The sequence below is a fragment of the Microbacterium xylanilyticum genome (assembly GCF_054654695.1).
Map to the genome: position 1 here is coordinate 830,888 of NZ_BAAIEN010000002.1, position 22,180 is coordinate 853,067.

19 protein-coding genes and 1 riboswitch are annotated in these 22,180 nt (G+C 71.6%); of the genes, 5 read left to right on the forward strand and 14 right to left on the reverse strand.

All coding sequences use genetic code 11. From position 1 onward, the window contains the following. Positions 1-23 precede the first annotated feature (23 nt). Positions 24-1,508 (reverse strand): L,D-transpeptidase, encoded by a 1,485-nt coding sequence (locus ACYQ1L_RS04535; protein WP_460003056.1) that lies wholly within the window; start codon positions 1,506-1,508, stop codon positions 24-26. 283 nt (positions 1,509-1,791) lie between these two features. Here ACYQ1L_RS04535 and ACYQ1L_RS04540 point away from each other — a divergent pair, with 283 nt between their 5' ends. Genes ACYQ1L_RS04540 through ACYQ1L_RS04550 form a run of 3 tightly spaced genes read left to right on the forward strand, consistent with a single transcriptional unit; the run spans position 1,792 to position 4,764 of the window. Beyond that, complete coding sequence (locus ACYQ1L_RS04540) at positions 1,792-2,943, forward strand: ROK family transcriptional regulator (RefSeq protein ID WP_460003057.1); 1,152 nt, start codon at positions 1,792-1,794, stop codon at positions 2,941-2,943. Next, positions 2,940-3,992, forward strand: a complete 1,053-nt coding sequence (locus ACYQ1L_RS04545) for an ROK family protein (protein ID WP_460003058.1) — start codon at positions 2,940-2,942, stop codon at positions 3,990-3,992. Before ACYQ1L_RS04540 ends, ACYQ1L_RS04545 begins: the two co-directional genes overlap by 4 nt. Further along, positions 3,985-4,764 (forward strand): glucosamine-6-phosphate deaminase, encoded by a 780-nt coding sequence (locus ACYQ1L_RS04550; protein ID WP_460003059.1) that lies wholly within the window; start codon positions 3,985-3,987, stop codon positions 4,762-4,764. Before ACYQ1L_RS04545 ends, ACYQ1L_RS04550 begins: the two co-directional genes overlap by 8 nt. Before the next feature lie 37 nt (positions 4,765-4,801). Here the strand turns inward: ACYQ1L_RS04550 and ACYQ1L_RS04555 are convergent, their stop codons facing one another. The 6 genes from ACYQ1L_RS04555 to ACYQ1L_RS04580 all read right to left on the reverse strand — a co-directional run bounded on the left by ACYQ1L_RS04555 (position 4,802) and on the right by ACYQ1L_RS04580 (position 12,581). Further along, positions 4,802-5,221 carry an NUDIX hydrolase gene (locus ACYQ1L_RS04555; RefSeq protein WP_460003060.1) on the reverse strand — a complete coding sequence of 140 codons (420 nt, stop codon included), beginning with the start codon at positions 5,219-5,221 and terminating at the stop codon, positions 4,802-4,804. Beyond that, positions 5,214-6,635, reverse strand: a complete 1,422-nt coding sequence (locus tag ACYQ1L_RS04560; protein WP_460003061.1) for an FAD-binding oxidoreductase — start codon at positions 6,633-6,635, stop codon at positions 5,214-5,216. Before ACYQ1L_RS04560 ends, ACYQ1L_RS04555 begins: the two co-directional genes overlap by 8 nt. 7 nt (positions 6,636-6,642) lie before the next feature. Beyond that, on the reverse strand, positions 6,643-7,077 hold the full coding sequence (locus ACYQ1L_RS04565) for a YrdB family protein (protein WP_460003062.1): 435 nt from the start codon (positions 7,075-7,077) through the stop codon (positions 6,643-6,645). A 135-nt stretch (positions 7,078-7,212) separates the two neighbouring features. Further along, positions 7,213-9,228 (reverse strand): sigma-70 family RNA polymerase sigma factor, encoded by a 2,016-nt coding sequence (locus ACYQ1L_RS04570; protein ID WP_460003063.1) that lies wholly within the window; start codon positions 9,226-9,228, stop codon positions 7,213-7,215. A 509-nt stretch (positions 9,229-9,737) separates the two neighbouring features. Beyond that, positions 9,738-10,913 carry an N-acetylglucosamine-6-phosphate deacetylase gene (nagA, locus tag ACYQ1L_RS04575; protein WP_460003064.1) on the reverse strand — a complete coding sequence of 392 codons (1,176 nt, stop codon included), beginning with the start codon at positions 10,911-10,913 and terminating at the stop codon, positions 9,738-9,740. A 153-nt stretch (positions 10,914-11,066) separates the two neighbouring features. Continuing rightward, entirely contained in the window at positions 11,067-12,581 is a 1,515-nt protein-coding gene (locus tag ACYQ1L_RS04580) for an APC family permease (protein ID WP_460003065.1), read from the reverse strand. A 246-nt stretch (positions 12,582-12,827) separates the two neighbouring features. Further along, positions 12,828-12,910, forward strand: a riboswitch (ZMP/ZTP riboswitch). A 34-nt stretch (positions 12,911-12,944) separates the two neighbouring features. On the opposite strand from ACYQ1L_RS04580, the gene glyA reads away from it, so the two are divergent. Further along, a complete protein-coding gene (gene glyA / locus ACYQ1L_RS04585; protein WP_460003066.1) occupies positions 12,945-14,219 on the forward strand; it encodes a serine hydroxymethyltransferase in 1,275 nt (424 codons plus the stop codon). Continuing rightward, on the forward strand, positions 14,216-15,106 hold the full coding sequence (locus ACYQ1L_RS04590) for a bifunctional methylenetetrahydrofolate dehydrogenase/methenyltetrahydrofolate cyclohydrolase (protein WP_460003067.1): 891 nt from the start codon (positions 14,216-14,218) through the stop codon (positions 15,104-15,106). The genes glyA and ACYQ1L_RS04590 overlap by 4 nt, the downstream gene beginning before the upstream one ends. A gap of 59 nt (positions 15,107-15,165) precedes the next feature. On the opposite strand, the gene ACYQ1L_RS04595 is transcribed toward ACYQ1L_RS04590, so the two are convergent. The 7 genes from ACYQ1L_RS04595 to hpaE all read right to left on the reverse strand — a co-directional run bounded on the left by ACYQ1L_RS04595 (position 15,166) and on the right by hpaE (position 22,102). Further along, a complete protein-coding gene (locus ACYQ1L_RS04595; protein ID WP_460003068.1) occupies positions 15,166-16,368 on the reverse strand; it encodes a HupE/UreJ family protein in 1,203 nt (400 codons plus the stop codon). Between the two features lie 18 nt (positions 16,369-16,386). Continuing rightward, positions 16,387-17,118 carry a DUF6882 domain-containing protein gene (locus tag ACYQ1L_RS04600; protein WP_460003069.1) on the reverse strand — a complete coding sequence of 244 codons (732 nt, stop codon included), beginning with the start codon at positions 17,116-17,118 and terminating at the stop codon, positions 16,387-16,389. A 192-nt stretch (positions 17,119-17,310) separates the two neighbouring features. Next, entirely contained in the window at positions 17,311-17,715 is a 405-nt protein-coding gene (locus tag ACYQ1L_RS04605; protein ID WP_460003070.1) for an MFS transporter, read from the reverse strand. A gap of 58 nt (positions 17,716-17,773) precedes the next feature. Further along, positions 17,774-18,577 carry an HpcH/HpaI aldolase family protein gene (locus ACYQ1L_RS04610; protein ID WP_460003071.1) on the reverse strand — a complete coding sequence of 268 codons (804 nt, stop codon included), beginning with the start codon at positions 18,575-18,577 and terminating at the stop codon, positions 17,774-17,776. After that, positions 18,562-19,350, reverse strand: coding sequence for a 2-keto-4-pentenoate hydratase (locus tag ACYQ1L_RS04615; protein WP_159576680.1), 789 nt, complete (start codon positions 19,348-19,350; stop codon positions 18,562-18,564). The genes ACYQ1L_RS04610 and ACYQ1L_RS04615 overlap by 16 nt, the downstream gene beginning before the upstream one ends. Continuing rightward, the gene (gene hpaD, locus ACYQ1L_RS04620) at positions 19,347-20,513 is read right to left on the reverse strand and encodes a 3,4-dihydroxyphenylacetate 2,3-dioxygenase (RefSeq protein WP_460003072.1); all 1,167 of its coding nucleotides are present in this window, start codon (positions 20,511-20,513) and stop codon (positions 19,347-19,349) included. Before hpaD ends, ACYQ1L_RS04615 begins: the two co-directional genes overlap by 4 nt. A 38-nt stretch (positions 20,514-20,551) precedes the next feature. Next, the gene (hpaE, locus tag ACYQ1L_RS04625; RefSeq protein WP_460003073.1) at positions 20,552-22,102 is read right to left on the reverse strand and encodes a 5-carboxymethyl-2-hydroxymuconate semialdehyde dehydrogenase; all 1,551 of its coding nucleotides are present in this window, start codon (positions 22,100-22,102) and stop codon (positions 20,552-20,554) included. Positions 22,103-22,180 lie beyond the last annotated feature (78 nt).

A 22,180-nucleotide genomic window follows, 5' to 3' on the forward strand; every position in this document is an offset into this window, starting at 1 on the left:
GTCGTGTCCGGATCGGATCCGGCTCAGTAGTGGACGTTCACCTCGGTGCCCTGCGGGCTCCAGTCGAACAGCCACTCGGCGCGCCACTCCGGCATGCCGACGCAGCCGTGGCTCATCGGGGTGCCCCAGTTGTCGTGCCAGTACACGCCGTGCAGGGCCTCGTCGCCGTTGAAGTACATGATCCACTTCACGTCGGGCTGGTAGTAGTACGGCGCCTTCGTGAGGTCGGTGTTGCCCATGTTCTGGGTCTCGAGCTTCCAGTTCACCGCGAACGAGCCGGTGTGCGTCGCGAAGCCCTCGCGGCCCGACGAGATCGCCCACGAGTCGACCACGTTGCCGTTCTCGGTGACCGTCAGCGTCTCCGTGCTGAGGTTGACGTCGATCTTGCGCAGCAGGGTGGTCGAGCTGAACGGGGTGTCCTTGACGGGGAGGGCGAAGCTGCCGTTCCCTTCCGCGAGCTGCGATGCGAATGCGGCGGCAGCACCCGAGACGTCGCCCAGCTGACGTCCGGTGACGCCGGGGGTGAGGTCGTCGAGCACCTGGCCCGAGGAGTCGACGATGCTCGTCGCGTTGACCGGAGCGCGGTTGACGAGCGCGGGAAGGGCGTCGACGGACTTCTGGATCGCCGCCTGATCGGCGTGGATCGCGAGCTTGCCGTCTTCGGGCGTGACCGTGAGCCACTTGGAGGCGGTTGCCGCATCGATCGGGACGGTGCGCTCGCTGCCGACGTAGAAGCCGATGGTGGAGAGCAGCGTGTTGAGCTTGCCGGCCGTCGCGGAGGCGTCCTTGTCGCTGATCGCCGGAGCGGCGGTCACCGGCTCGGCGGCGAACGAGACCGTGCCCTTGCCCTTCTCGGCTGCGGCGGTGATCGCGGAGGCGAGCGCCTTCAGATCGATGCCCGAGCCGTTCTTCGCCGGGGTCGCCACATAGCCGGTGCCGTTGAAGGTCACACCGGCGTCGGCGGCGTCCTGGTAGACCGTCGGCACCTGCGCGCGCAGCGCGTGATCGGCGGCACGGTCGTCGAGAGTGACGGGGGCGGTGATGGGGGCGCCCATCCAGCTCGTGAGGTTCCACATCGGACGCTCGGCGAACGCCTTGTCGGCGAGCTTGGTCGCGTCGATGCGGGCACCCAGATCGGATCCGGTGACGCGCTTGCCGTCGCCTTCGCCCGTGAGCGTGACCTGCATGCTGTTGAGGTGGTTGCTCACGGCCTCGGCCGCGGCCCCCGGGGTCATCCAGCCCACCTGGACGCCGGCGATGGCGGTGCCCGGGGCGATCAGGATCGTGGATGCGGCGCCGAGGCCGAGCGCCACCGCACCGAGGCCGATGCCGACCCAGCGTCCGATGTGGCGCTTCTTCCTGGGCGGCTCCTCCGTGGGAGCCCATGCCACAGGGCGATCGCCCGTGCCGTCATCGCCCACGGTCTCACCGACCGTGGTCGCGTCCGTGCCGTCGACGATGGCGTTCTCCTCTGTCGGAGCCCCCGCTGCCGTTGCCAGATCCGTCACGTGCACACCCCCTTGGTTCAGCCTTGCTTCAGAACGTTGTCAGTCTTTCAAGGATAGGGGATGCCATATCACAAAACGGCAACGGAAGCACCCCGGACGCTCGGGGTGGCGGATCCGCGTCCTCGGATCCATGCGCTCCGGCGCCGCCGGAAGGTGCTGGAGCGCCCGGATCGGGTAACGTTTGCAGGGCCCCGACTCGCGGTCCGCGTGAGAGGGCTTGATTTTCACCCCGTTCGTAAGGTGTACTAACAAACATGGTGTCAGGGATGGGCAGGGTCGTCCTGTGAGCACGGAGAACGGCGGCGCGAGTCCGCACCGGTTCGGCTCCGCGCGAAAGCTGCGCACGAGCACCAAGGTGCTCCCCGAGCACGCGCGCGGGCACAACCGGGCGCTCGTGCTGCAGACGCTCTACCACTCCGGCGCGATGAGCCGTGCAGACCTCTCCCGGGAGACCGGGCTCACTCGCGTCACGATCTCCGATCTCGTGGGGGAGTTCATCCACGACGGCATCGTCGTGGAGCGGGGGATCCGCGAGACGACGGGCCCGGGCAAGCCGCCCATCCTCATCGACATCGACCGCGAGGGGCACCGCATCGTCGGCCTCGACCTGTCCAGCACCGGCGCCTTCGAGGGGGCGCTGATGAGCCTCGACGGCGTCGTGCTCGAGCGCCGCGAGGTGCCGCGACCGGACGGCGGCACGGCCGCCTACGAGGCCGTGCGCGCCCTCGCCGAGGAGCTGATCGCGCTGTCCACCGTTCCCGTGCTCGGGGTCGGTGTCGGCGCGCCGGGCATCGTCCGCCCCGACGGCATGGTGCTGAACTCGCCGAATCTGGGGTGGAGCGACTTCCCGCTCGAGCGCCTGCTGAGCGCTGCGCTCGACCTGCCGGTGCTCGTGCGCAACGACGCGAATGCCGCGGTGCTCGCCGAGTACACGTTCGGTCAGGGGCGCCCTGACATGCTGCTGATCAAGATCGGACGAGGCGTCGGGGCGGGTCTCATCTCCGACAGCCAGCCGCTCGTCGGCAGCCGCTTCGCCGCGGGCGAGATCGGGCACGTCGTCGTCGGAACCGACGGCGGCCCACGGTGCGCGTGCGGCAAGGACGGCTGTCTGGAGGCGTGGTTGAACGCCTCGAGCCTGCGCGCCCGCATCGCCGAGGACCCCGCGTCCGAGGCGGAGCAGCTGCGCGAGGCCGGGATCCGGCTCGGCGTGGCCATCGCACCGATCGTCGCGGCGCTCGACCTCTCCGAGATCGTGCTCTCGGGTCCGGCCGACCTGCTCGCGGGCACGCTCATCGACGCCGCGCGTCGCACGCTGACCGCGCGGACGCTGGACGGCGTCTTCGACGACCTGGTTATCCGTCTCACGGCGCAGGACGACATCGTGCTGCGGGGAACGGCCGTCATGGTCCTGTCGGGGCAGTTGGGAGTGTCATGAGCGCGATCAGGGTCGGCCTCGACGTCGGCGGGACGAAGATCGAGGCGCTGGCGCTCGGCGAGGACGACACGATCCTGGGCCGCACGCGGATCCCCACGGGGTGGGGCGATGACGCCGTCACCGCGGCGGCGCTCGCAGCGATCGACGCGCTCGCCGGTGAGGCGGGCTTCGCCGTCGCCGACGTGATCTCCATCGGGATCGGCATCCCCGGCCTCGTCGACGCCGCGAACGGCCGAGTGCTGCACGCGGTGAACCTGGGGGTGGAGGAGCTCGACCTCGCAGCCGCGATCCGCGCGCGCATCCCGGTGCCGGTCGCCGTCGAGAACGACGTCAAGGCCGCGGCCGTGGGCGCAGGATCCCTCCGCGGGGACGCGCATTCCGTGGCCTATCTGAACCTCGGCACCGGGGTCGCGGCGGGCATCCTCATCGAGGGCGCGCTCTGGCGCGGGGCGCGCGGCACCGCCGGCGAGGTCGGGCATCTGTCGGTGGATCCGGCCGGGCGCGTGTGCGGCTGCGGACAGCGCGGCTGCATCGAGACGTTCTGCGGCGGCGGCGCCGTGATGAAGGCCTGGGGCCGGGGCGGGGAGCTGCCCATCCGCGACATCTTCGACCTGGCCGAGGCCGGGGATCCGCTCGCCGTCGAGCTGCGCGAGGGCATCGCGTTCGGTGCTGCCTCGGCCGTGCGCGCGCTCGTGCTCAGCGCCGACGTGGAGACCGTCGTGATCGGCGGCGGCGTCACGGCGCTCGGCGACCGCCTGCTCGGCGACCTCATCGGACGCCTCCGCCGCGAGAACGCGGAGTCGCCGTTCATCGCGTCGCTGCGCCTCGACGAGCGGATCGAGCTCCTGCCCGCGGGGTCGCCGGCCGCCTCGCTGGGCGCCGCGCTGGTGGGTGCCGCGCTGCTGCACGGCGAGGATCCGCACACGGGGCGCGTCGTCGTCACGGCCGACCGGGCGACAGGCGCATCCGCCGGGCCCGCATCCGCCGAGCGTGCAACTCCCGAGCCCGCAACGCCCCTGATCGAATCAGAAGGAGCCCTCCATGGCTGAAGTCGTCATCGTCGAGGATCCGGCGGCCGCCGGCGCCCTGGTCGCCGCGGAGATCGGGAGGCTCATCGCCCGTCGCTCCGACGCGGTGCTGGGCCTTGCGACCGGATCCACGCCGCTGCCGGTCTACTCCGCCCTGCGCACGCAGCTCGACGGCGTCGACGTGTCGCAGGTGCGCGGGTTCGCCCTGGACGAGTACGTCGGCATCGACCCGGCGCACCCGGAGAGCTACCGCTCCGTGATCACCCGCGAGGTCGTCGAGCCGCTGGGCCTCACCCCGTCGCTGGTGCATGTGCCGGACGGATCCCTGGACGGTATCGAGCACGCGGGCGCCGAGTACGACGCGAAGATCCGCGCGGCGGGCGGGGTCGACCTGCAGCTGCTCGGCATCGGGACAGACGGTCACATCGGCTTCAACGAGCCAGGCAGCTCGTTCTCGTCCCGGACCCGCGTGAAGACCCTCACCGAGCAGACCCGCAAGGACAACGCCCGGTTCTTCGACTCCCTCGATCAGGTGCCGATGCACTGCATCACCCAGGGGCTCGGCACGATCCTGGAGGCGCGGCATCTGGTGCTGCTCGCCTACGGCGAGGGCAAGGCGCAGGCGGTCGCCGACGCGGTCGAGGGCCCGCTCTCGGCCTTCGTTCCGGGCTCGGCGATCCAGCTGCACCCGCACACCACGGTGGTCGTCGACGAAGCGGCCGCGTCGCGGCTCAAGCTCGCCCACTACTACCGCTACACGTTCGCCAACAAGCCGTCCTGGCAGGGGATCTGACCCGCGATCCACGGCCCTTCGGCTGAGGCGCGCCCGTTCAGGAACCGAGAGAACGGGCTCGTTCCGGCCACGCCAGCGGGAGCAGATACTCCTCGCTGAGCGGCGCCAGGGGCAGCGTGTCCGCGTCGGCCGGGGTGATCCAGCGCAGCTCGGCGAGCTCCGCCTGCACCTGCACGTCGGCGGGCTCGGCCGTCGTCGCGAACGCCGTGGCGACGACCCGGTGTCCTGGCTCGTTGGCCGCGGCGGAGACGAACACGCCGAGAGGGCGCAGGTCGTGCTCGGCGATGCGCAGGCCGAGCTCCTCGTGCAGCTCGCGCGCGAGCGTCTGCGCGGCGGTCTCGCCGGGCTCGGGCTTCCCGCCGGGCTGCATGAACCGCTCGGTGCCCTGCTTGCGCACGACGAGCACGCGTCCTGCGCTGTCGGTGATGATCGCGGCGGAGACGTGGATGTCAGGCATGGGGCTCCTCGGCGGGATGCGGTTCGGCGTCGTGCGGATCGGAGGAGGGACGCTGCGCGAAGACCCGGCCCGGCGCCAGGATGCCGCGGGGATCGAAGACCCGGACGATCTCGCGCTGCAGCTGCCACTGGTCCTCGCCGAGCTCGTCGGCGAGCCAGCGGCTCTTCAGGGTGCCGATGCCGTGCTCCCCGGTGAGCGTGCCGCCCAGGCACAGGGCGGCACGGAACAGCTCGTCGGCCGCCTGCCAGATCCGCTCCGGGATCTCCGCGGTCTGGACGATGAAGTTCGGGTGCAGATTGCCGTCGCCGGCATGGGCGACGGTCGGGATCTCGATGCCGTACGCCTGCTCGATGCGAGCGATCTCGTCGAACATCGCGGGCAGGGCGCTGCGTGGCACCGACACGTCCTCGATGAGCGTGGTGCCCAGGCGCGCCATCGCGGCGTGCATCGACCGGCGGATCCGCAGCAGCTCCTCGCCCTCGGCGGGGTCGTCGGTCACGGTGACGGCGCCGCCCGCCTGCCGCAGCACGGCGGCGATCTGCCCGGCCTCGACGGCGGCGGACAGGCCGTCCGTCTGGATCGTCAGCTGGGCGATGCCCTCGGCCGGGGGATCCCGCTCGAGCAGGGAGTGCACGGCGGCGAGGCAGCGCGCGTCCATGAGCTCCATGATCGCCGGCTGCGCTCCGGAGGCGGTGACCGCCGCCGAACCGCGGGCGGCCTCTCGGACGGTGGGGAACGTCGCCACGATCGTGCACGGTGTGCCGGGTTCGATGCGCCGCAGCTTGAGGGTGGCGCCGACGATGACGCCGAGCCGTCCCTCGGATCCGATCACGAGGGAGGTGAGGTCGAGGCCCGTCACCCCCTTGACGCTGCGGTGGCCGAGATGCAGCAGCCGCCCGTCGGCGAGCACGAGGTCGACGGCCAGTACGGCGTCCCGCACCACGCCGTACTTCGCGCAGAGCAGGCCGCCCGCGCCGGTCGCGATGTTGCCGCCGACCGTGGAGATGTCGCGGCTCGCCGGGTCCGGCGGCCACCACAGTCCGTACGGGGCCAGCACCTCATCGAGCTCCGCGTTGAGGATCCCGGGTTCCACGACGGCCAGCAGGTCGTCGGGGCGCACCTCGAGCACGCGCCGCATCCGCAGCGTGGAGAGCACGATCTCCCCGGCGCCGGCGATCGAGGCGCCCGCGAGGCCGGTTCCGGCTCCCCGCACGACGACGGGGGTACCGCTGTCATGCGCGATGCGCAGGACGGCCTGCACGTCGGCGACCGATTCCGCGTGCACCAGGGCCAGCGGCGGCTCCACGGCGGCGTGGCCGGATCGGTCGGCCCTGGCGGCGTCGAGCGCGGCGGCCGTGGTGTCGACGCGGTCGCCCAGCGCTGCGTGCAGCCGGTCCAGCACGGGGGTGCCCACGGGGGCCTCAGGACAGAGTGCGCCGGCCGGCGATGAGCCCCGTCGCGATCGCGACGACGGCGAAACCGAGACCGATCCAGGCCTGCCCCATGGTCCACCACGCGACCGTCACGCCGGCGTACACCACGAGCTCTACCGCGGCGCGCAGGAACGGGTGCACGACGAGCACCGGGCGCGGCGAGAGGAAGAGCGCCCAGATCAGCAGCGTGATCACGGGCGCGCCGATCGCGGCGACGAGGTTCCACGGCAGGGTCCACACGACGAGGCCCCACAGTGCGAGTGACGCCAGCGCGGCGATCAGCACCACCACGCGGACGATGTCCAGCGCGGTGGCACGGGGGCGGAAGCCCAGCGGCTCGGTGCCCTGGGCGGTCGTCGCCCGGGAGTCGGAGAGGGACGCGGTCGCCCGGGGAGTCTCAGCTGCGGGGATGTCGGCGGGCATGAGGACGATTCTACGCGTCGCGGATCGGTGCTCTCCCGGGAGGGCGGGCACCGGGAGAGCGCGGGCTCGTGGAGAGCGCGGGCTCGTCGGATGTCGGTACTGCAGCCGGGCTCAGCGCTGCGGAGCGGTGCCGGCTCAGGGCGACGGAACGGACAGCGTGACCGCGGTGAGCCCCGGCACCGGCTCGAGCGAGAGGATCGCGGTCGACGCGGGCGTGGGATCGGTCGGCGCGGGCGCCGGAGCGGTCGGCGCGGGCGCGGGATTCGTCGGCGCGGGCGCGGGATCGGTCGGCGCGGGATCGGCGGGCGTCGTCGCGGGAGCCGCCGTAGCCGGCTGGGTGGGCGCGGGCGCGTCCGTCGGCGCTGGGGCGCCCGAGGGAGCCGGGGTCTGGAGGGCGGGAGTCGGGTCCGTCACAGGTGCGTCGGCGGGCGGCGTCGTCACGGGCGGGTCGGCGATCACGCACTCGTGCCACGTCACGGACCCGAACGAGCCAAGACTCCACGTCGTGGCTGTGCTGGTGACGTCGCCCAGAACAGCGGTGAACGTCACGATCGTGGCGCGTTGGACCTGCCCCCAGGACGGGTACAGGGTGATCGTGCCCGAGCCGTGTTCGTCGAGGACGGTGCTCGCTGTGAGACCGGAGCCCTGGTCGCCGACCGCGGTGACGGTCGCCCCCGGAGTGCCGTCGACCGGCACGGTGACGCGCACTCCCCAGATCGCGGACAGGACCCCGCACTCGAGGGTGGCGGTGCCGAGCGCAGGCGCAGCGACGGGAGGAGTCGACGGACCCGTTCCGGGATCGGTCCCCGGGTCCGTGCCCGGGTCGGTCGTCGGCGGCGGCTCCGCGGGCGGCGGAGGAGCTGCGGCCGGTGCCGTGTCGGCTGCCGGAGCGGGCGGCGCCGGGGTCACGACCGGCGCGGGCACCGCGGGCTTCGGTGCGTCGACGTGCGGCGCGGGTTCGGCCGGCGGCTCCGTCGGCGCCGGCGGCGTGGCGGGCGTCGTCTTCGGCTGCGACACCTGCGCGACGATGCCGGAGTCCCCCTGGTCCGAGGCGGACGGCGCCGAGGTCGACGCGGGGTTCGCCGTGAGCCCGGGCACGACCGCCGCGGCCACGATCGCACCGGCGATCACCAGCGCCGCGGTACCTGCGCCCACCAGCGCACCGAACCCGCCCACGGAGCCGCCGGACGAGCCGCCTGCGCCGCCGGAGGCCGATCCGGCCGCCGCCGCGCCGTGCGCCGCCCCCACGCCTGCCGCACCGGCACCGGCGGTGCCTGCGACGACCGCGCCCTCCACGACGCTGGAGGGCATCGCGGCGAGGGCCACGGCCGGGAGCGTGCCGCTCTGCAGCATGGCGAGGTAGGCGCCCGAGCCGCTGACGCCGAGCACGAGGGGCAGGAGCACGAAGGCGAGACGGTGCGAGACCTCCTTGGCCTCCGCGGCCACGATCAGGCAGCGGGCGCACTCCGACAGGTGGGCGTCCAGCTTCGCGCGATCGCGGGATCCGAGGTTGTCGCGCGCGTACGCGCCGAGCCGAGCAATCGTCCATTCGCAGACCGAGCCGGGCACGGCCGTGCTCAGATGGGCCTGGATCCACGCCTCACGAAGACCCTCGCGGGCTCGGAAGGCGAGCTGCGCCGTCGCACCGGGGGTCATGCCGAGCAGCGGCGCGATCTCGGCAGGGTTCATCTGCTCGATCTCGGAGTACCAGAGCACCTCCTGCCAGCGGGACGGCAGGCTGCGGAACGCCTGTGCGGAGAGGCTGCGGTCGAGGGCGTCGTTCGTGGCCTGCTCGGTCGAGGACGGGTCGGCGACGGTGTCGAGCTCGTCGATCGGCGCTTCGCGACGCGCACGGCCCCATCCTGCGGCCGTGTTGCGGATGCTCGTGAACAGGTAGGCGCGGAAGGATCCGGTCGGGCCGCCGCCCTTCTGGATCGCCTGATAGATCCGAGCGAAGGCCTCCTGCACCAGATCGTCGGCGTCGAAAGCGCTCGTGATCGACCGTGCCACCGCGATTCCCGATGCGTAATGCCGACGCCACAGCTGCGCGAAGGCGTCGGGGTCGCCGGAGCGCGTACGCAGCACGAGATCGGCGTCGCTGCGCGCCGACGCCGCCGCGGCATCGTGCGATTGTTCGATGTGGTCGGTCATCTCTCGGTTCTCGGGTCGGAAGCGCTCTCACAGGAGGAGACGCGGACCCAGGCTTTCCATCACGCGGACTATCCATTCTTCACCCTCGGCAGGGGAACGCGCCAGGGTGCGAACGAAATCGCCGCGTCCTTTCGGGAGGAGAGCGGCGCCGGACTCGGTTCCGGGATCCGTGAGACAGGGTGTCAGAACTTTTCTGAAGAAATCTTGCGAAGTCGCGTAATGGATCCCGTCCGACCCCATCTCTCCTGTCAGAGACAGTCTGAGCGAGCCCCATCTCTCCTGTCAGAGACAGTCTGAGCGATCCACCGGGGGCGGCGAACACGGACTCCGGCGGATGGGGATCCGCCGGCGGGGTCGGCCCGGCGCCTCGGGGGAGGAGTCCCGGGCCGCCCCGCTCTGAACACGGGGGGATCCTCGCAGTCGGGTTGCGAGGACCTGGGAAAGGCCGAGGGTACGGAGGCCGCCGCTGGGGAGAAGGCGGCCTCCGACCCGGGTCGTTCCCGTGCGGGTCAGCGGCGCGGCGCCGCGCCCGTCCAGACGATGGCGACGTCGAGGCCGCTCGTGAGCAGCACCGCGTCGGCCAGCCGGCCGGGCGCGAGCTCGCCCAGCTGCGCGTCGAGGCCGATCGCCCGCGCGGGCGTGCGGGTGAGGGCATCGACCGCGTCCGGCAGCGGCACCCCGGCCTCGACGGCGCGGCGCAGCGCGACGTCCTGCGTCAGCGTGGAGCCCGCGATGGAGCCGCTGTCCACGCGTGCGACGCCCTCCCGCACCGTGACGTGCAGGGAGCCGAGCATGTAGTCGCCGTCCGCGGCGCCCGCCGCAGCCATGGCGTCGGTGACCAGCGCGACCCGCCCCGGCGCCTCGTCGAACAGCAGCTTGATCACGTGCGGGTGCAGGTGGATGTTGTCGGCGATCGCCTCGAGCGTGACGCGTTCGTCGTGCGCCGCGGTGAGCACGGGCCCCGGGTTGCGGTGGTGCACCGGCCGCATCGCGTTGAAGGCGTGCGTGAGGATCGTCGCCCCCGCGTCGAAGGCGGCGCGCAGGGTGTCGTCGTCCGCGTCGGTGTGCCCGACGGCGGCCGCCGCGCCCGCGGCGACGATGAGCCGGATCGCCGCCATGCCGCCGGGGAGCTCCGGTGCCAGCGTGACCTGGCGCACCGTGCCGCGCCCGGCGTCGAGCAGACGCTCCACGTCGGCCGGCTCGGGGAGCCGCAGCAGCTCGGGATCGTGCGCGCCCTTGTGGCCGGGATCGAGGAAGGGGCCCTCCAGATGCGAGCCGAGGAGGTCGTGCTCGGTGTCCATGAGGTCGGCGACCATGCCGACGCGCTCGGCGAGCTGATCGAGGGTCGCCGTGATCAGGGACACGACCGCGCGGGTGGTGCCGTGCGCGCGGTGCATGGCGCGTGCGGTGCGGATCGCGTCGGCGCCGTCGTCGAAGGCCGCGTTCGCACCGCCGTGGCCGTGGATGTCGACGAAGCCGGGGGCGAGGATCGCGCCCGCTCCCGCGGCCTCCCGCGCGTCGACCACGGTGTCGGCCGGCGCCCAGCCGGATCCGGTTCCGCGCGCGACGACGGATCCGTCCTCGGCGCGGATCCAGCCGTCCTCGACGAGGGATCCGCCCGAGACGATGCGGGCGGAGTGGATGACGAGGGGGCCCTGGGCGGAGCTCTCGATGCGGGCGGTCATGCGATCTCCTCGGAACGGATGGTCGTGGCCGGTCGGTGCGAGAGCGGGGCGAGCGCCGGTGCATCATGCAGGACCATGAACAAAACTTACCGCGCCGCGGCGCGCGTGCGCACTGCGGGAACGGGCCTGCCATCCGACCCGTTCCCGCAGCGTTCAGGACAGCGTGCGCACCGCTCCGGTGCGGGCGCGGATCTCCTCGGCGACGGCGATCGCATCGCCCGCGGCAGCGGTGGACTTGCGGTCGGGGCGGGCGAGGAAGAGGTACAGCAGCCCCGTGCCGAGCACGATCCCCAGGCCGATCAGCACGATCCAGTCCGTGAACGGGTTGCCGGACGCGCCGGGCTTCGCGAGGAGGTACATCGCGAACACCCCGTAAGCGAGGGCCAGCGCGTTCACGACCACGCCCCAGCGGCCGAGCGAGAACGGGCCGGCCGGGCGCCATCCCTTGATCCGCTGGCGGAGTGCGGCGAGCACGACCATCTGGAACGCGACGTAGATCCCGAGCACCGCGAACGCCGTGACCGAGTTCAGCAGATCCTCGTTCACGAAGATCAGCAGCGCGAGGAGCACGGGCACGGTGCACGCCACGATCAGCGCGTTCGCGGGGACCTTCGTGCGCGGCGTCACCTGGGACAGCCAGCGGTGGCCGGGGAGCATCCCGTCGCGCGCGAACGAGTAGAGCAGTCGGCTCGCTGCCGCCTGCAGGCTCAGCACGCACGACAGGAACGCGGTGACGGCGACGACGAGGAAGACCTTCGCGCCGACGGGGCCCAGGGTCATCTCCAGGATGTGCGGGATGGGGTCGACGTCCTTGCCGGAGACGATCGCGCGCAGATCCGGCGCGGCGAGCACGTAGCCGCCGAACGAGAACAGCGCCGAGACGCCGCCGACGACGATCGTCAGCATCATGGCGCGGGGGATCCGGTGCGCGGGACGCTCGACCTCCTCGGCCACATCTCCGCACGCCTCGAAGCCGTAGAACAGGAACAGGCCCGCCAGCGCCGCACCGAAGAACGCGGTCGCGTAGCTCCCGTCGCCCTGCACGCCCATGGTGTCGAAGAACACGCTGAACGGCTGCTTGCGCTGGAAGATCAGCAGGTACAGCCCGACGCCGATCACGCCGACGAGCTCGGCAGCGAGGCCGATCTGGGCGACGCGTGCCATGGTCTTCGTGCCGGAGAAGTTCAGCGCCAGCGCGACCAGCAGGAGAGCGAGGGTGAGCAGCAGCGTCGACAGCGGCGTGATCTCGATGCCGAACAGGCTGGCGAGGAATCCGGATCCGTATTCCGCGACAGCCGTGATCGTGACGATCATCGCCCAGATGTACACCCAGGCCGCCATCCACGCGTAGCGCCGTCCCCAGAGGCGTCGCGCCCACGGGTAGATGCCGCCGTGGATCGGGTACTGCGACACCACCTCGCCGAACACGAGCGAGACGAGCAGCTGGCCGGCTCCCACGATGAAGATCCAGAAGATCGAAGGCGGACCGCCGACGGCCAGGGCCGTGGCGAACAGCGAGTACACCCCGACCAGCGGCGAGAGGTAGGTGAAGCCGAGGGCGAAGTTGGCCCAGAAGCTCATCGACCGGTTGAAGTGGTCTTCGTAGCCGAGGACGCTGAGGTGCTCTCCGTCCTCCAGGACGGCGGGCTTGTCGGTGTTGCGGGACATCGTCTTCCTTTCGCGCGACGCTGCGCTTTCGGGGGATGGTGCGGTGGAGCGGTTGCCGGGGAGCGGGGCGATCCGCACGGCCGGGCGCCGGCGGGGCTGCGACCCTGTCGGCGCAAAACATATAGTTCCAGAGGTTTAGATCGGACGCAACGGCCGGCGCCTATCAATCCGCTGAATCCCGCGGTGCGGGCCCGCGCGGCCCTGGCGTGTCATCACCCTCGGGATCCGCATCCCGATCGGGTAGGCTCGTGATGTCGCGACTGGCGTCTGGGTGGGTCACCACCGGGGAGCGACCGTCATGGATTCGACCGCGCGCCTGGGCCGATGAGCACCCTTCTCTCGCAACCGTCAAAGGAGCACGCCATGACCGACCGTTTCTTCAACGCGCCTCTCGCCGAGGTGGATCCCGAGATCGCCCAGGTCCTCGACCGGGAGCTCAAGCGCCAGCAGACCTTCCTCGAGATGATCGCCTCGGAGAACTTCGTCCCCGTCTCCGTGCTGCAGGCACAGGGCTCGGTGCTGACCAACAAGTACGCCGAGGGCTACCCCGGCCGCCGCTACTACGGCGGCTGCGAGGAGGTCGACGTCGCCGAGGAGCTCGCGATCTCCCGCGCCAAGGAGCTGTTCGGCGCCGAGTTCGCGAACGTCCAGCCGCACTCCGGCGCGACCGCGAACGCCGCGGTGCTGCACGCGATCGCCCGCCCCGGCGACACCCTGCTCGGCCTCTCCCTCGACCAGGGCGGCCACCTCACGCACGGCATGAAGATCAACTTCTCCGGCCGGCTCTACGACATCGTCGCCTACGGGGTGAACCCGGAGACCTCCACCATCGACATGGACGAGGTGCGCCGCCTCGCGATCGAGCACAAGCCGAAGGTCATCATCGCGGGCTGGTCGGCCTACCCGCGCACCCTCGACTTCGCCGCGTTCCGCGCGATCGCGGACGAGGTCGGCGCCCTGCTCTGGGTCGACATGGCGCACTTCGCCGGTCTCGTCGCGGCCGGCCTGCACCCGAACCCGGTGCCGCACGCGCACGTGGTGTCCTCGACGGTGCATAAGACCATCGGCGGCCCCCGCTCCGGCTTCATCCTCACGAACGACCCCGAGATCGCGAAGAAGATCAACTCCGCGGTCTTCCCGGGCCAGCAGGGCGGTCCGCTCATGCACGTGATCGCCGCGAAGGCCACCGCGTTCAAGATCGCCGGCACCCCCGAGTTCAAGGAGCGCCAGGAGCGCGTGCTGCGCGGTGCGGCGATCATCGCCGACCGCCTCTCGCAGCAGGACGTGAAGGACGCCGGCATCGCCGTGCGCTCGGGCGGCACCGACGTGCACCTCGTGCTCGTCGACCTGCGCGACGCCGCGATCGACGGCAAGCAGGCCGAGGATCTGCTGCACGACATCCACATCACGGTGAACCGCAACGCGGTGCCGAACGACCCGCGCCCGCCGATGGTCACCTCGGGTCTGCGCATCGGCACCCCGGCCCTGGCCACCCGTGGCTTCGGCGACGCCGAGTTCACCGAGGTCGCCGACGTGATCGCGCTCGCGCTGCAGCCGGGTGCGGACGTCGAGGCGCTGCGGGCCCGCGTGGACGCGCTCGCCGCGGCCTTCCCGCTCTACCCGGACCTCGTGCAGTGACGGCTCGGATCCTCGACGGCAAGGCCGCTGCGGCCCAGATCAAGGCGGAGCTGACCGAGCGCGTCGCCGCACTCAAGGAGAAGGGCGTCGTCCCCGGCATCGCCACGGTGCTCGTCGGCGCCGATCCGGCCTCGCAGCTGTACGTGGGGATGAAGCACCGGCAGTCCGAGGCGATCGGGATGAACTCGATCCAGCGCGAGCTGCCCGCCGATGCCACGCAGGCCGAGGTCGAGGCGGTCATCGACGAGCTCAACGCGGATCCGGCGTGCCACGGCTACATCGTGCAGCTGCCCCTGCCGAAGCACCTCGACACCGACGCGATCCTGGAGCGGATCGACCCGGCCAAGGACGCGGACGGGCTGCACCCGACCAACCTCGGCCGGCTGGTGCTCAACGTGAACGCGCCGATTCACACCCCGCTGCCGTGCACGCCGCGCGGCGTGATCGAGCTGCTGCTGCGCAACGACTACGACCTCAAGGGCAAGCATGTCGTGGTGGTCGGTCGCGGTGTCACGATCGGTCGTCCGATCGGGCTCCTCCTCACGCGCCGCGACATCAACGCGACCGTCACTCAGGTGCACACCGGCACGCCGGACATGTCGCCGTACCTGCGCGAGGCCGACGTCATCGTCGCGGGGGCGGGCGTCAAGCACCTCATCCGCGCGGAGGACGTCAAGCCGGGCGCGGCCGTGCTCGATGTGGGCGTGACGCGCGAGGCCGACCCGGAGACCGGGAAGAGCAAGGTGTACGGCGACGTGGATCCGGCAGTCGCCGAGGTCGCCGGCTGGCTCTCGCCCAACCCGGGAGGCGTGGGCCCGATGACGGTCGCGCTGTTGATGACGAACGTGGTCGAGGCCGCCGAGCGCGCCGTGGGCATCACCCGCTGATCACCTGCAGAACGGGCGGATCCGACACCTCGTCGGGTCCGCCCGTTCTGCATCCCCGCTCAGGGCGTGCCGGGGATCCCGAGCAGGCGCATGACGAACCAGAGCAGGCCCAGCAGCAGCACCGCCGCGGTGACCACGATGCCCAGCACCGTCGCGGTGCGCGGCATCCGGCGGCGCAGCAGCGTCAGCGGGGGGAAGACGAGCAGGATGATCGCCAGCTGGACCGCCTCGATGCCGAGGTTGAACACGAGCAGCGACCACAGCAGGGTCCACGACCAGGGCTCGGTGATGTGCAGCGCGCTGGCGAAGCCGAGCCCGTGGATGAGGCCGAAGCCGAACACGATCCCGAGCCGCAGCAGCGATGCGCCGCGGGAGGGCACGGGGGCCGGCATCCCGCGGCGCACCGCGGCCCGGCGCAGTCGTTCCTCCCACAGGTGCCAGGCGGCGACCGCTGCGATGGACAGCGCGATCGCGGGCTCCACGACGTTCGCGCCGATGTGCACGAACCCGAGGGCGGCGAGCAGGAACGTGATCGTGTGCGCCGCCGTGAAGCAGGTGGCCGCGAAGACGAGGTCGCGCAGCCGCCGGGAGCTGATGATGAGGGCGACCAGGAAGAGGATGTGGTCGAGGCCGGTGAGCAGATGCTCCGCGCCGAGGAGGAAGAACTCGGCGAAGCGCTCTGTCCACGGCTGCGCGGTGGAGAATTGCGGATGGGTGCGGTCCAGGACGGCGCTGCCGCTGCGGCCGGCCAGAGCGTAGGTCACGATCGTCTTGGTGTCCGTGACCATGCCCTCCGCGTCGGGGAACAGCGTGCTGCGCACCACGAGCGCGCCATGGTGTGCGGTGTCGCACGTGTAGCGCACGGTGAAGCGGGCGTAGTCGGTGGCGTCCCGGTTGTGGAACGCGGCGGCGCCCTCGGCGTGCGGGCGGCAGGGGCGACCGCCTTCCGGGGCGACGGTGAAGCGCGCGGTCGTGTAGGCGAGGATCGTCGACGCGTGCTCCGCCAGCACCTGATCCTCCGCGCCGGCCCGAGGGTGCTCGATCGCATCGGCGAACAGCCCGGGATCCTTCTCGGCCTTCGCGGCGGAGGCGCTGAGCAGCGGGTACTGCAGGTCGAACCGCGCCCGGACGTCGGTCGCGCTCGCCGCGGACAGGTCGGCGTACGCGACGGTCGTCACATGCGCGTCGGCGGGGCGGGGCAGGAGCAGCACCGCCGTGGCGATGAGCACCAGAAGCAGCGCGCCGCGCGATACGGTGCGCATCCGGGCGCCGGATCCGGATCAGCCCTGCGGAGTCTGGCCGAGCGTGGAGTCGACCCCGGCGATGCGCGCGTACTCGTCGAAGCGGAACGTGGCGCTGCCGCTCGCGTCGCTGACGACGGCGCCCGAGTAGGCCTCGTCGGTCCACTGCATGCTCCAGCCCGCGAGACGCGCCAGATCCCAGACCGAGGAGCGCGCATCGGACAGCGACAGCTCCGGCAGGATCCGGGGCAGGGCGGTCACGGCGTCGGCCACGGTGAGGGCGGGCAGCGGCGCGTCCAGCAGGAACACGGCACGGGTGCCGCTGCCGACCGGCGCCGAGTAGTACGGCGAGCGCCCGGTGATCTCCTCGGCGATCGCGCCGACCTGGTGCGCGGCGCGCGAGATCCAGCCGTCCAGGTCCGCGTCGGCCTCGGCCGGGAACGGCAGCTCGGCCTGCGACAGCTCGGCGATCGAGTAGGTGGTGCCGTACTCGCGCAGGCCGGCGATCTGCGGGTCCGATCCGCCCTGGGGATGCGCCCAGGCCCACATCAGGGAACGGGGACCGGGGGCGATCGTCGCGACGAGGGAGGCGCGCGCGACGATGCGGCGGTTCGGATCCGCCTCGGAGGTGAAGGTGAGGGTGCCCGCCGCGAGATCGACGTCCCAGCGGTGCTCGCCCAGCGCGTCGGTCGCGGCGACCAGCTGGTCCTGGCGGAGGGCGGCGAACAATGCCGCGCGGTCGGCGAGAGGCGCGAGAGCGGGGAAAGTCATGCGTTCATCCTGCCGTCCCCGCCTATGAATGCGCCAGTTCGACCGTGTCGCGGGGCGGGCGCGGTCAGGCGACGGGCGCGTGCTCGGCGGCCGCGACGACCCGCCGGCCCACGCCAGATGCTCGGGCGATCGTCGTCGCGGAGCGCGCGAAGGACAGCAGCGCGTTCGCCTGCTGCAGATGGCCGGGGGCGGTCAGCTGCGGGATAGCCCCTGCATCGCCGGCATCACGAACGCGGCAGAGGCCCCGTTCACGGCGGCGAGGGCGGCCAGCACCGGCACGGTGGCGGTGCCCGTGAAGAGCAGTGCCGCGGTCGCGCCGATCGAGAGGATGTCCACGACATAGCTCGTCTGGATCACGACCGCGCGCGGCAGGCGGTCGGCGACGACGCCGCCGAGCAGCAGGAACACGATGTTGGCGACCGTGAACGCCGTGAGCACGATCGAGAGGGCGCCCGCGTCGTTGTCGATCCCGAGCACCGCGAACGCGAGGGCGATCGACGACATCGAGCCCGTGATCAGGGTGACCGTGCGCGCCAGCAAGAACCAGCGGAATCCCCGATCCCGCAGTGCCGCGACGCCCACCCTCACCCGTGCCATCCTGCCAGGTCTCCGCTCCCGGCCTCGTCGAAGGCGGTGGGGCGGGGAACGGGGACCGTCAGTAGCTGGCGGCGGGACCGGAGCCGGGGGAGGGCAGGAACCGGGCGGCGAGGGCCTCGGAGGCGCGGGCGAGCAGGGCCACGTCCGCGCCCACCGCGACGAACGCGGCGCCGGCGGCGATGTACGCGTCAGCGGCCGCAGGATCGAACGCGTTCACGCCGACCGGCTTGCCGGCGGCGGTCACTGCCGCGAACACGCCCTCGACGGCGGCGACCACGTCGGCGTGCGTCTGCTGGCCGAGCAGCCCCATGGAGGCGGCGAGGTCGGACGGCCCGACGAACACCGCGTCCACGCCGTCGACCGCGGCGATCTCGGAGGCCGCGGCGACGCCCGCCGCGGTCTCGATCTGCACCGTCAGCGACACGTGCTGCGCGGCGTCGCGGAGGTAGCCGTCGACGCGGTTCCAGCGGGCGCTGCGAGCGAGGGCCGAGCCCACCCCGCGCACCCCCTCGGGCGGATACCGGGTGGCCGCCACGGCGGCGCGTGCCTCCTCGGCGGAGGACACCATCGGCACGATGAGGTTCTGCGCGCCGAGGTCGAGCACCTGCTTGACGATGACCGGGTCGTTCCACGGCACCCGCACGAGCGGCGCGATCGGGTACGCCGCCGCGACCTGCAGCTGCACCTGCAGCGTGTCCAGCGTGTTCGCCGAGTGCTCCCCGTCGATCAGCAGCCAGTCCAGGCCGGATCCGGCCGCGATCTCGGTGACGAGCGGGCTGCCGGTGCACGCCCACATGCCGATCAAGGGGCGGTCGGCGTCGGCCAGGCGATCGCGGAACGTCGGGCTCAGACGAAGCGGCATTCGATGACTCCCATGGGCCCATAGTCGCAGCGCACCTCGTCGCCGCGCGACACCCACATCGGCCGGGTGAAGGATCCGGCCAGGATGATCTCTCCGGCCTCCAGGCGCGCGCCGTGCTGGTGGAACTTGTTCGCGAGCCAGGCGACGCCGGTCGCGGGGTGGCCGAGCACGCCCGCGGCGACGCCGGTCTCCTCGATCTCGCCGTTGCGGCTGAGCACCCCGGGCACCCAGCGCAGGTCGATCTCGTCCGGGCGCTTGTGCACGGTGCCGAGCACCATCGCCCCGTAGGCGGCGTTGTCGCTGATCGTGTCCACGATCGTGCGCCCCTCGAGCTCGATGTGCGAGTTCAGCACCTCGAGCGCGGGGACGGCGTAGTCGATCGCGGCCAGCGCGTCCTCGAGGGTGCAGTCGGGACCGGAGAGGGGCTCCTTGAGCACGAACGCCAGCTCGACCTCGATCCGCACGTTCGAGAAGTTCTCGGTGGGGATCTCGGATCCGGACGGGTACACCGTGTCGTCGAACATGACGCCGTAGTCCGGCTCGGTGATGCCCGTCGCCTGCTGCATCGCCTTCGAGGTGAGGCCGATCTTGCGCCCCACCAGGGTGCGCCCGGCGGCGACCTGGGCGTCGCGCCAGACGCCCTGGATCGCGTAGGAGTCCTCGACCGTCGCCTCGGGGTGGCGCGCCGTGATGCGCGGGATCACGCCGTGCGTGCGGTCGGCCTCGGCGAGCTCGGCGGCGAGCTCGGCGATCGTCTCCGGCGCGAGGCTCACAGCTGGTGTCCGAGCTTGTACTCGCCCTGCTTCCACTCGGGCATGGACTCCTCGCCCTGGTCTGCGCGGGTGTAGCTGAACCCGTCGGCGCCGATCGTGACGGCCATCTCGCTGGAGTCGGTGCGGGCGACGACCGGCTGCGGGTTGCCGTCGAGGTCGAGCACGAGCGACGCGTCCGTGTACCACGAGGGCACCACGGGGTTGCCCCACCAGTCGCGGCGCTGGTTGTCGTGCACGTCCCAGGTGACGACCGGGTTGTCGGGGTCGCCGGTGTAGTAGTCCTGCGTGTACACCTCGACGCGGTGCCCGTCGGGGTCGCGAAGGTAGAGGTAGAACGCGTTGGAGACGCCATGGCGGCCCGGGCCGCGCTCGATCGCGTCGGAGCGGCGCAGCGCCCCGAGCTTGTCGCAGATCGCGAGGATGTTGTGCTTCTCATGGGTGGCGAAGCACACGTGGTGCATGCGGGGGCCGTCGCCGCCGGTCATCGCGGTGTCGTGCACGGTGGGCTTGCGGCGCATCCAGGCGGCGTAGACCGTGCCCTCCTCGTCCTGGATGTCCTCGGTGACACGGAAGCCGAGATCCTGCATGTACTTCACGGCGCGCGGCACGTCGGGGGTGACCTGGTTGAAGTGGTCCAGGCGCACGAGCTCTCCGGGGATGTGCAGGTCGTAGCGCCAGCTCATCCGCTCGACGTGGTCGGTCTGGTGGAAGAACTCGTAAGGGAACCCGAGCGGATCCACGACCCGCACCGAGTCGCCGATCCCTTTCACGAAGCCGTCGGGGTTGCGGCGCACCTCGCAGCCCAGCTCCGTGTAGAACTCGACCGCGCGGTCGAGGTCCTCGGGGGTGCGCACCCGGTAGGAGAACGCCGCGACGGCCGCGACCGGGCCCTTGCGCAGCACGAGGTTGTGGTGGATGAACTCCTCCGTGGAGCGGAGGTAGATCGTGTCCTCGTCCTCCTCGGTCACGTACAGGCCGAGCACGTCCACGTAGAACACCCGCGAGGCGGCGAGGTCGGTGACGACGAGCTCCATGTACGCGCAGCGCAGCACGTCCGGCGGGCTCGCCTGGGGCGTCGGGATGGGGTTGTCGGTGGTGATGGGCGCCTCCTGGCTGGTGTAGAAGCCCGAGGAGGTGAGCGTCATGTCGGCGCGGTTGGTCATATCAGCGTCCTTGCTAGATGGCGGTCTCGGGATCCGGCTCAGCGGGGATCCGGGTCGTCGATGTCGGTCTCGGTGTGCGCCTCCGAGCCCGGGTCCTGCTTGCCGAAGGTCGGGTTGTGCGGTGCGCCGAGCGTGATGTGCACGCTCTGCTGATCGGTGTAGAAGTCGATCGAGCGGTAGCCGCCCTCGTGGCCGAGTCCGGACGCCTTCACGCCGCCGAACGGGGTGCGGAGGTCCCGCACGTTGTTCGAGTTGAGCCAGACCATGCCGGCCTCGACGGCCTGGGCGAAGTTGTGCGCGCGCTTGAGGTCGTTGGTCCAGATGTAGGCGGCCAGGCCGTACTTGGTGTTGTTCGCGAGCGCGAGCGCCTCCTCCTCGGTGTCGAACGGCGTGATCGCGACGACCGGGCCGAAGATCTCCTCCTGGAAGATGCGCGCATCGGGCGAGACGTCGGCGAACACCGTCGGGGCGACGTAGTTTCCCTCATCGAAGCCCTCGGGGCGCCCGCCGCCGGCGACCAGCCGGCCCTCGGTCTTGCCGATCTCGACGTAGCTCATCACCTTCTCGTAGTGCTCGGGGTGCACCAGTGCGCCGACCTCCGTGGACGGGTCGTGCGGGTGGCCGACCTTGACGCGCTTCGCCTGGGCCGCGTACTTCTCCACGAACTCGTCGTACACCTCGCGCTGCACGAGGATCCGGGATCCGGCGGTGCAGCGCTCGCCGTTCAGCGAGAACACGCCGAAGATGCAGGCGTCGATCGCGGTGTCCAGATCGGCGTCCGCGAACACGACCGCCGGGCTCTTGCCGCCGAGCTCCATCGACAGGCCCTTGAGGAACGGCGCCGCGTTGCCGAAGATGATCTGTCCGGTGCGGCTCTCCCCGGTGAAGGAGATGAGCGGCACGTCGGGGTGCTTGACGAGGGCATCGCCCGCGTCCTCGCCGAGGCCGTTGACGAGGTTGAAGACACCCTTGGGCAAGCCGGCCTCCTCGAAGATGCCCGCCCACAGCGACGCGCTCAGCGGCGTGAACTCGGCCGGCTTGAGCACGACCGTGTTGCCGGTGGCGAGCGCGGGGCCGAGCTTCCACGACTCGAGCATGAACGGCGTGTTCCACGGCGTGATGAGGCCCGCGACGCCGATCGGCTTGCGGTTGACGTAGTTCATCTGCTTGCCCGGCACCTTGAAGGCGTCGTCGGCCTGGGCGACGATCAGGTCGGCGAAGAAGCGGAAGTTCTCGGCGGCGCGACGGGCCTGACCCAGGGCCTGGGTGATCGGCAGACCGGAGTCGTGCGACTCGAGCTCGGCGAGGCGGGCGTCTCGCGACTCGACGATGTCGGCGATCCTGTGCAGCACGCGGGAGCGCTCGCGGGGGAGCATGCGGGGCCACGGGCCCTCGTCGAAGGCGCGCTTCGCGGCCGCGACCGCCTTCTCGATGTCGGCCTTCTTGCCGGCCGCGGCGTGCGCGTAGGTCTCGTTGGTGACGGGGTTGAGCACCTCGAAGGTGTCGCGGTCGATCGAGTCGACGAACTCGCCGTCGATGTAGTGCTGGATCCTCGTGGGCAGGTCGGCGGGGGTGTAGGCCTCGGTCATCATCGTCCTTCCGGGTGGTGTGTGGTGGTCTGGGTGTCTCGCGGGGGCGGTCGCTTCGACAGGCTCAGCGACCGGCTG